The following is a 9137-nucleotide window of genomic DNA, read 5'->3' as shown; positions in this document are numbered from 1 at the left end:
GATGACGGATCCTCATCATGACCAGCCGGAGCGGGCGGACGCCTCCGCCGCGCTAGAAGCCGCCGACCTCTGGCGCTGCGATCTGGTGACGCGTAGCGGGCTCGTGCTGCGCATTCGCCCGGTCCGCCCCGAGGACGAGGCGGCGCTCGGCGATTTCTTCGCCCGTCTGGCGCCCGCGGACCTGCGCTTCCGTTTCCTCGGCGGCGTGCGCGAGGTGAGCCATGAGCGCCTCGTCGCGATGACGCGGGTCGATCACCGCGCGACCGAGCACTTCCTCGCCTTCGCCGAGGACAGCGGGACCATCATCGCGGCGGCGATGGTCGCCTGCGACCCGTCGACGAAAAAGGCCGAGGTGGCGATCTCGGTACGCGCGGAGGACAAGCACAAGGGCGTCGCCTGGGAAATGCTGCGCCATGCGGCCCGCTACGCGCAGGCTCGCGGCGCCGAGGCGCTGGAATCGCTGGAAAGCCGCGAGAACCGCGAGGCCATCGAGCTGGAACGCGAACAGGGCTTCCTCGCCGTTCCCTATCCCGACGATCCGACGCTCATCCTGATCCGCAAGGACCTCCGCCTCACCTGAGCCGGGCCTTGCGGCTCACAGCTCGAATTCCTGGTCGAGACGTGGCACCACGCTTTCCCACCCGAGCTCCCGCCCGATGCGGATGCGCAGCGCCTCTGAGGCTTCCGGCTCACCGTGCACGATGAAGACCTTGCGCGGCGGGCGCGGGCAGGTGGAGAGCCAGCGCATCAGCTCGCCGGCATCGGCATGGGCCGAGAGCATGTCGAGATGCGCCACCTCCGCATTGACCGGCACCCAGGAGCCGTGGATCTTCAGTTCCCTCGCCCCGTCCTGAAGCGCGCGCCCGCGCGTGCCCGCGGCCTGGAAGCCGGCGAGCAGGATCGTGTTGCGCGCATCGGGCGCAAAGGCTTTCAGATGATGCAGCACGCGCCCGCCCGTCGCCATGCCAGAGGCGGAGATGACGATCTTGGGGAAGCGGCTGGCGCTGATCGCCTTCGACGCCTCGACGTCTCCGGTGCAGCGGGCGATGGAGAAGACGTCCCTGCAGGTCTTCGTGTCGAGGCGGTGGTCCGGCAGGTGCCGACCCATGAGCCCGGTCGCCTCGATGGCCATGGGACTGTCGAGGAACAGCGGGATCTCGCCGAGATGCCCCGCCCGCTTCAGCTTCCAAAAATAGTAGAGCAGTTCCTGCGCGCGGCCGACCGCAAAGGCCGGGATGACGAGCGTACCGCCGCGCGCGATGGTCCGCTCGGCGACCACCCGCAGCGCCTCGGCCGGGTCGCTCCTGTCGTGGATGCGGTTGCCGTAGGTGGATTCGACGAGGATATAGTCGGCCTCCACGGTAGGGGCGGGATCGCGCATCAGCGGATCGCCGTAGCGGCCGATATCGCCGGAAAAGACGATATTTCGGTCACCCCACTCCAGTTCCACCCATGCCGCGCCGAGAATATGGCCGGCGGGATGGAAGCGGAACGACGCATCCCCGCCAAGCCGCACTCTCTGACCGAACTCGGCGGTCGAGAAATGCTCCACCGCCCGCTGCGCATCCCCGACGCCATAGAGCGGCAAAGCCGGCTGGTGCCGCGACAGCTTGTGCCGGTTGAGGAATTCGGCGTCCTTCTCCTGAAGATGGCCGCTGTCCATCAGGATCAGTTCGGCGACGTCGCGAGTGGCGGGCGTCGCATGGACCTTGCCGCGATAACCCTCGCGCACGAGGCGCGGCAGGTATCCGCAATGGTCGAGATGTGCATGGGTGAGGATCACCGCGTCGATGTCGCGCGGCGCCACCGTCAAGGGCGCCCAGTTGAGCTCGCGCAGGTTCTTCAGGCCCTGGAACAGGCCGCAATCGACAAGGATACGGTGCTCGCCGAGACGGAGGAGATGCTTGGAGCCGGTGACGGTCCCGGCACCGCCGAGCGATTTCAATGACAGCATGTCCTGCCTCCCCTTCCCCGATGTGCTCCTCGATCCGCTAAGGCGCTTCCGGCCGCGGATAGGGCCACTTCCAGTCGCGGATCTCGGGCATGTCCTCGCCGTGCTCGCGCACATAGGCATGGTGCGCGTCAAGCTTCGCCTCCAGCGCGGCGATGAGGCCGGGCCGGCGCGCGGCAAGGGCCGGCAGGCGCTCTATGGCCTCCATGGCAAGATGGTAGCGGTCGAGCCGGTTCATCACGGCCATATCGAAGGGCGTGGTCGTCGTGCCCTCCTCGATGAAGCCCCTGACGTGGAAATTCGGATGGTTGGTGCGTTTGTAGACCAGCCGGTGGATGAGATAGGGATAGCCGTGATGGGCGAAGACCACGGGCCGGTCGCGGGTGAAAATCCGGTCGAAGGCCGCATCGTCGATGCCGTGCGGGTGATGCTGCGGCGATTGCAGCGCCATCAGGTCCACGACGTTGACGACGCGGATGCGAAGGCCGGGCACCGCCTGGCGGAGCAGGTCGACCGCCGCGAGCGTCTCCATGGTCGGCACGTCGCCGGCCGCCGCCATCACTACGTCGGGTTCGAGCCCGCCTTCCGTGCCCGCCCAGTCCCAGATGCCGAGCCCGGCCTCGCAATGGCGGGTAGCCTCGTCCATCGCCAGCCATTGCGGCGCCGGCTGCTTGCCGGCCACGATGACGTTGATGCGGTTCCATGTCCGCAGGCAATGGTCGCCGACCCATAGCAGCGTGTTGGCGTCCGGCGGCAGGTAGACGCGCACGATATCCGCCCCCTTGTTGGCGACGAGGTCGATGAAGCCGGGGTCCTGATGGGAAAAGCCATTGTGGTCCTGCCGCCAGACATGGGAGGTGAGCAGGTAATTGAGCGAGGAGACGGGGCTGCGCCAGGGCAGCTCGCGCGCCACCTTCAGCCATTTCGCATGCTGGTTGAACATCGAATCGACGATGTGGATGAAGGCCTCGTAGCAGGAGAAGAAGCCGTGCCGGCCGGTAAGCAGATAACCCTCCAGCCAACCCTGGCACAGATGCTCGCTGAGCACTTCCATGACGCGGCCTTCCGGCGCGAGGTGGTCGTCCGTCTGCAGCGTCTTGGCCATCCACACCCGGTCCGTCGCCTCGAAGACGCTGGAGAGCCGGTTGGAGGCCGTCTCGTCCGGCCCGAAGACGCGGAAGTTGCGATCCGCCGCGTTCAGCCGGATCACGTCGCGCAGGTAGTCGCCGAGGATCTTCGTCGCCTGTGCCTCGACCGCGCCGGGCCGCTCCACGGCGACCGCATAGGCGCCGATATCGGGCGTGCGCAGCTCCTTGCGAAGGACGCCGCCATTGGCGTGCGGACTGGCGCCCATGCGGCGCGCGCCCGTGGGTGCCAGCGCCCGCAGCTCCGGCTTCAGGCGGCCATCCGCATCGAAGAGGTCTTCGGGATCGTAGCTGCGCATCCAGGCTTCGAGGATGTCGCGGTGGGCGGCGTTGGTGCGGCACTCGGAGACGGGCACCTGATGGGAGCGCCAATGGTTTTCCACCATCTTGCCGTCCACCTCCTTCGGCCCCGTCCAGCCCTTGGGGCTGCGCAGCACGATCATCGGCCAGCGCGGCCGGCGGGCGGGCTCGTCCTTCACCGCGGCGCGGATGGCCGCGATGCGGTCGAAGGCGGCGTCGAGCGCGGCCGCCATGGCCCTGTGCATCGCCTGCGGCTCATGCCCCTCCACGAAGATCGGGTCGTAGCCGTAGCCGGTGAAGAGATGGGCCAGCTCCTCGTCCGGCAGGCGCGCCAGCACGGTCGGGTTGGCGATCTTGTAGCCGTTGAGATGGAGGATCGGCAGCACCGTGCCGTCGCTGACGGGGCTGAGGAACTTGTTGGAATGCCAGGCGGCGGCGAGCGGGCCGGTCTCGGCCTCGCCATCCCCCACCACGCAGGCGACGACGAGGCCCGGATTGTCGAAGGCCGCGCCATAGGCATGCACCAGCGCATAGCCGAGTTCGCCGCCCTCATGGATGGAGCCGGGCGTTTCGGGGGCCGCGTGGCTCGGAATGCCGCCGGGGAAGGAGAACTGCCGGAACAGCGCCTTCAGCCCCGCCTCATCCTCGCCGATCTCGGGATAGACCTGCGAATAGGTGCCTTCCAGATAGGTATTGGCCACCATGCCCGGCCCGCCGTGGCCGGGGCCGCAGATATAGAGGACATCGGCGTCGCGCGCCCGGATGATGCGGTTGAGATGGGCATAGATGAAGTTGAGGCCCGGCGTCGTGCCCCAGTGGCCGAGAAGGCGCGGCTTCACATGCTCCGCCTTCAAAGGCTCGCGGAGCAGCGGATTGTCCATCAGGTAGATCTGGCCCACCGAAAGATAGTTGGCCGCCCGCCAGTAGCGGTCGATCAGCGCGAGGTCTTCGAGGTCAGGATCATTCGCCATGCATTCTCTCCCTGCGGCCGGATCGAAAAGGCCGACGTTCGCATTCGAGGAGATTGCGCAAATAGGCCTAATGGTCCCTGAGCAACCACGACGCCGCGTCCGACCAAGGCCGATACAAGGTCATGCGGAGCGAACTCCTGTCTTCCGTCCGATATGGTCTCACCCTAGACGTTTTCGCGCAATGGATCTTGATTTAGCTCAACGAACGGCGAGACTCGCCAAAACGTCCTCTGTCCAAGCGCGCCGCCTTACCCCGTTTGATGGCAAACTGACGTTGACTCAACATCGGAGCAATCACCGACGGCAATCGATGCTCGCCCGAATCACAGTCTACACGGAAGGCGGTCGATCACCGTCTTTGAGGAGGCGTCTTACGGCCTCGCCATCCAAAGCCTGCGCATCGAACAGCGCGTTGGTGAGCGCATCAAGCTTATCGCGGTTCTCATTGACAATCTCGACCGCCCTCGCAAATGCCTTTTCCAAGCGCGCATGGATGCGGGCTGCGAGATCGGGATTAGCATCGAGCACGGCGGTCGGGTCCTTATCATCGCGGTAGAGCAGCGGCTGGGTCGCCCCGAAGCCGAGGGACCGCTCCATGGCGAGCGCCATCTTCGTGGCCCGCGCCAGATCGCTGTCGTCGGAGCCACCCGATCCGGCGGACACCTTGCCGACCACGATCTGCTCGGCGGCACGTCCGGCCATGAGCATGGCGAGCATGTCCTCACGGTAGCCCAGCGTATCGCTGCCGGATGCGGTGAACTCGAGCTGGCTGTAGCCGCCGCCTCCGGGCGCATCGATGTTGAGCCCATGGATCGGCCCCAACCTCAACGCATGATGTACGACTGCGTGACCAGACTCATGGATGGCGAAGCGCCAGCGCAAATCATACGGCACCTGCGGCCGATCCATCCGGATGCCGTCCTCGAGATCTTCATACCGGATCGTCCGTTTTTCACGCCGTGCCTTCAGCCGAGCCTGGCGCACGATGCGTTCGATATCGGCGCCGGTGAGGCCCATCGCCCTTGTTGCCAGCCGCCTCAGAAGGGACACGGCCGCTTCAGGCGTACCCGGTTCAATGTGCTTCGATGTCATTGTCATGTCGCGGCTCCTTCCCAAGCTTCCCTCAAGGTATGTTCGTCGCTGTCCCGATCGGCTTGGATGTTGGGTGCTGCTGCCTCGTCGGCATTCATCCCCGCGGCCTCGGAACCCGCCTCACCGGCCCTGGTCTCCTCCGACGTCCTTCCGTCAACCAGCGATGCGAGATCATCGCCGAGATGGTGAGCGAAGATTTCCGTGAGCGTGGCGATATCCGGCAAGGGGATCTCGATATGCGTCTCAAGCCGCCCGGAGCGTTTCAGCGCATCGTCGATCTCCTGCGGCCTGTTCGTCGCGCCGACGATGATCACGCCCTCGCTCTTAACCGCCCCGTCCAACAGCTCGAGCGCCTTGTTGACGACCGTGTTCCAATAGTCGGCATACTCCCGCTCGGCCGGCTGCCGCTTGCCGATGCCATCGATCTCATCGATGAACAGGATGGCGGGCGCTAGCGCGCGGGCCTCTACGAAGGTTTTGGCCATCCTGGCGATGACGTCGTTCAGATACCCGCCCTGCAGCCAGGTCGAGACTGACGTGACGACCAGCGGGATCTGCAGGCTGTTGCAAAGCGCCCGAGCAAAGGTCGTCTTGCCGGTCCCGGGCGGTCCATGGAGCAGAAGCTTGGTGCTCATCTCCGACCAGGCGAGAGACCCTGCCCGGTGATCGGCCAGATCAGCCTTCAGATCCAGCGCCCAGGTCTTGGCCTTGCCGTAACCGGAGAGCATCTCGACCGCGAGCGACGGATGATCGTTTTCCCCCGGTCCCCATGGCTCCGGCTGGATGACCTCGGAGCCCGACGGCTTGTCGCGCTTCCATCCGCCGCCGCTGTCTTTTCCGGATGAGGATTTCTCCGACGATTTCGCATCCTGTTTCGGCTTCGACGATTTGCCCGTACCTCTGGATGCCGGTTCGTCGTCGTCATCATCGTCATCATCCCGAGCGGCAACACGATTGCGCTCGGTGAGAGATGCCAGCACGGCAATGACCTGGGATGCGCTGCGACCCGGCCGGAAGGCCAGCACGACGTCATCGATCGTCAGGTAATGCGCGTCGTAGGCCGTCGACCATTGCTCCAGCGCCGCCAGGCCACTGGCGCCGTGCATCGCCTCCACCATGGCACTGAGGAAGGGATAGTCCAGCCAGCCTGCCGCAAGACCGATGTCGGCGGCAATGGCGATTTCGGACGGGATGGCCTCTGCCTTCTCGCTGATCGCAACGACCGGATAGTCGCGTGTCGTTGCATTCACCAGCCGACGCCGAAGCGTGGCGCCGGTGAGGCGCGCGATGCTCTGTCCGAGGAACTGAATGTAGGCGCGGCCTACCCCCTCGGATCCGGCAAAGGTGCCGTCATCATAGACGTATTCACCATCGATACCGCTCAAGGCGCCGCCCGGGACGAAGCCCGGTGTCTCGATGAGGCGGCGCATGGCCTGTTCGAAGCCGGCGATCGGCCCATGCAGCGCGACGACAGGCGCCGACATGGCGGCAGCACGGACGATCCTGGCAAGCGGCACACGACCGTTCTCGATCGCGCGGGCGAGCACGAGGGCCGCGGCGATGTTGCTGACCAGCGGTGCCCTGCCCGCCCGCCCGACCAGACCGACGACATAGGCACGACGTTTGTGATCGATCGCTGCGGCATGATCGTTGGCTGTCGCCTGACCGAGCCGGTAGAGAGACGGCAGGTACGATGTCGGCGACTTACCTTCAGTCGTTACAATGTCGGACGGCTGGGGCGGCGGCAGAAGGTAGCCGCCGAAGTTCCGACGAACCCACGCCAAGTCGCGGTCGTGGTCTCCGGAAAGAGACGCGGTTTCGAAGGCCGGATTGTAACGCCGCAGGAGATGACCGTCGACCTCGACGATCTTCATCGTCAGGAGACCATTGGAAAGGGCATTGCGCCGCGTCTCGCGGCGGGCGATGCGTTCGAGGCGACGAAGGAACAGGCGGGACAGCTTATTCATCGATCCGGCCCTCCGTCATCGCGGCAATAATTGCCGTTCCGCCATTGGTCGGCTCTGCCTTCGTCGGCCATCGCTTCTTCAGACTGCCCGGTCTTGCCCGGCGACGCTCCCGGATCAGGCGGCGAAGAGGACGGGGCTTGGCCGAACCCGGACTGCCCGCATCCGGCTGAGTCGAGACCGCCAGATCGCGATTACGGCTGGAAAGCCAGTCGAGCAGCAGGCGGCAGGCCGGGTTGCCTGTATCGGCATGGGTCTGCAATCGGCCGATGACCGTATCCGGTACGAGGCCGGTCAAGCCCGTACCCTGCCGGACATGGCCGAGCGCCAGGCCGATCAGATGCGCGGGATCGTCGCCGGTCGGGCGGCCAGCACCGTATCCGAGATAGCGCAGGACAGTGCCGTGCGCACGATGGCAGACGAGGTTCTGGGACGTCGAGGACGGCGGGATCGCCTCGCAGCGGATGCGTGGCGGCACATCCGGATTGATGTCGGAAGTCATGGGAACTCCTTGACCGGACCACATTCGGGCCCAGCGCTCATAAGAAGAACAGGATGGGAAAGCTGCGGCCTTGACGCGAGGGATCACCACGCGACACCTGACGACAATCGTCAGGGCGTGGCGGTCAGGCCATCAGGCAGTAGCGAGCAATGTGCGACGGGGCTCAGTGCCTGGCAGGGCGCCGGGCAAAGCCGATCCGGATGAAGGCCGGTGTCGGCTCATCCTCATCGGACCCATCATCGAAGCCCCGTTCGTCGCGATCGTGATCATCATCGTATGAGCGCGCCGCCTGGTCTTCTTCGTAAGTCCGGCTCGGCCCGTTGAGATTGATCCGCGAGCACATGGGTGCAGGCGCGACGATCGTATTCGGCGCGAAGACAGGCTGCTCCATGTCGCCGAGCGCCTTGCGCGCCGCTGCCTCGAGAAGCTGCTGCACCCGGATGGCGAAGCGCTGGCGCAGTTCGGCCATGCAGGCGGCAACGCCGTCGATCTCCAAGAGGTCATCGAGTTCGGACAGCGCCCAGACACCACTGGCATGATCGCTCGGGCGGCTGGCGCCATCGACGATCGCGACTTCGACCGCATCCACCATCAGCCGCTTCTGGTTCTTGTAGAGCCAGTCCGGCAGGACCATGGCCGAGGCCATCATTTTGAGCTTCAGCTCCTCGAGACGGCTCGTGTCGCCATAGGATGCGAGCGACCGTTTGACGTCGAGGATGTAGGCCGTGTGCCGGGCGCGGTTCACGACGATCAGGTCCGGCGTGTAGCTGCCCTTCGCCGGTGCCTCGCAATCGAGTTTGATGCCGTCGAGGCTCGACCAATCATTCCCGGCAACAGCCTCCACCGCGGCCTTTACCAGCGGCAACTTCAGTGACTGGGTCAGGACGATGATGCTCGGGTTCGCTTTCGCCAGACGCTCGACCGCATGCTCCAGCAGCTTGCCTTCCCTGAAGGACACTGCCCGGACGAGCGAGGCGATGTTGACGTAGTGACCGAGGATCTCGTCCTCGGCCGGCTCGCCGTCGGCGATCGCGGCAATCGCACGATCAATGAGCAGATCGAGATCGACTTCGACATCGGCAAAGCGGACGAGATGCGGGTGACGGCGCCGCACTGCCGGTCCGCAACCCGCAGCCAGAACCGCATTGCGGCCGAAGCCGAACGGGCGCGGGCGGGACCCGGAAGCTGCGGCAGCTTCGGCCGCGTCGATCA

7 protein-coding genes are annotated in these 9137 nt (G+C 65.6%); 1 reads left to right on the top strand and 6 read right to left on the bottom strand.

Features of this window, described 5'->3' with window-relative positions; genetic code table 11:
• Positions 1-580: GNAT family N-acetyltransferase (locus GTU70_RS00035; protein WP_117371535.1), on the top strand; the 580-nt coding region annotated here is incomplete at its 5' end.
• Between the two features lie 15 nt (positions 581-595).
• On the opposite strand, the gene GTU70_RS00030 is transcribed toward GTU70_RS00035, so the two are convergent.
• From GTU70_RS00030 to GTU70_RS00005, 6 genes are all read right to left on the bottom strand, one after another.
• The gene (locus GTU70_RS00030) at positions 596-1954 is read right to left on the bottom strand and encodes an MBL fold metallo-hydrolase RNA specificity domain-containing protein (protein ID WP_160787993.1); all 1359 of its coding nucleotides are present in this window, start codon (positions 1952-1954) and stop codon (positions 596-598) included.
• 37 nt (positions 1955-1991) lie between these two features.
• Positions 1992-4367, bottom strand: a complete 2376-nt coding sequence (locus GTU70_RS00025) for a phosphoketolase family protein (protein WP_117371537.1) — start codon at positions 4365-4367, stop codon at positions 1992-1994.
• Positions 4368-4697: 330 nt separating this feature from the next.
• Positions 4698-5465: an ATP-dependent metallopeptidase FtsH/Yme1/Tma family protein gene (locus tag GTU70_RS00020; RefSeq protein WP_166096663.1), complete on the bottom strand. Its 768-nt coding sequence runs from the start codon at positions 5463-5465 to the stop codon at positions 4698-4700.
• Positions 5462-7426 (bottom strand): AAA family ATPase, encoded by a 1965-nt coding sequence (locus tag GTU70_RS00015; protein ID WP_166096662.1) that lies wholly within the window; start codon positions 7424-7426, stop codon positions 5462-5464. Before GTU70_RS00015 ends, GTU70_RS00020 begins: the two co-directional genes overlap by 4 nt.
• On the bottom strand, positions 7419-7925 hold the full coding sequence (locus GTU70_RS00010; RefSeq protein WP_166096660.1) for a hypothetical protein: 507 nt from the start codon (positions 7923-7925) through the stop codon (positions 7419-7421). Before GTU70_RS00010 ends, GTU70_RS00015 begins: the two co-directional genes overlap by 8 nt.
• 163 nt (positions 7926-8088) lie before the next feature.
• Complete coding sequence (locus tag GTU70_RS00005) at positions 8089-9135, bottom strand: hypothetical protein (RefSeq protein WP_166096659.1); 1047 nt, start codon at positions 9133-9135, stop codon at positions 8089-8091.
• Between the last annotated feature and the right edge of the window lie 2 nt (positions 9136-9137).

This window comes from Rhizobium flavescens, assembly GCF_011319365.1.
The sequence above is the reverse complement of the archived record's forward strand: the minus strand, read 5'-3'. Positions and strand labels throughout refer to the sequence as shown.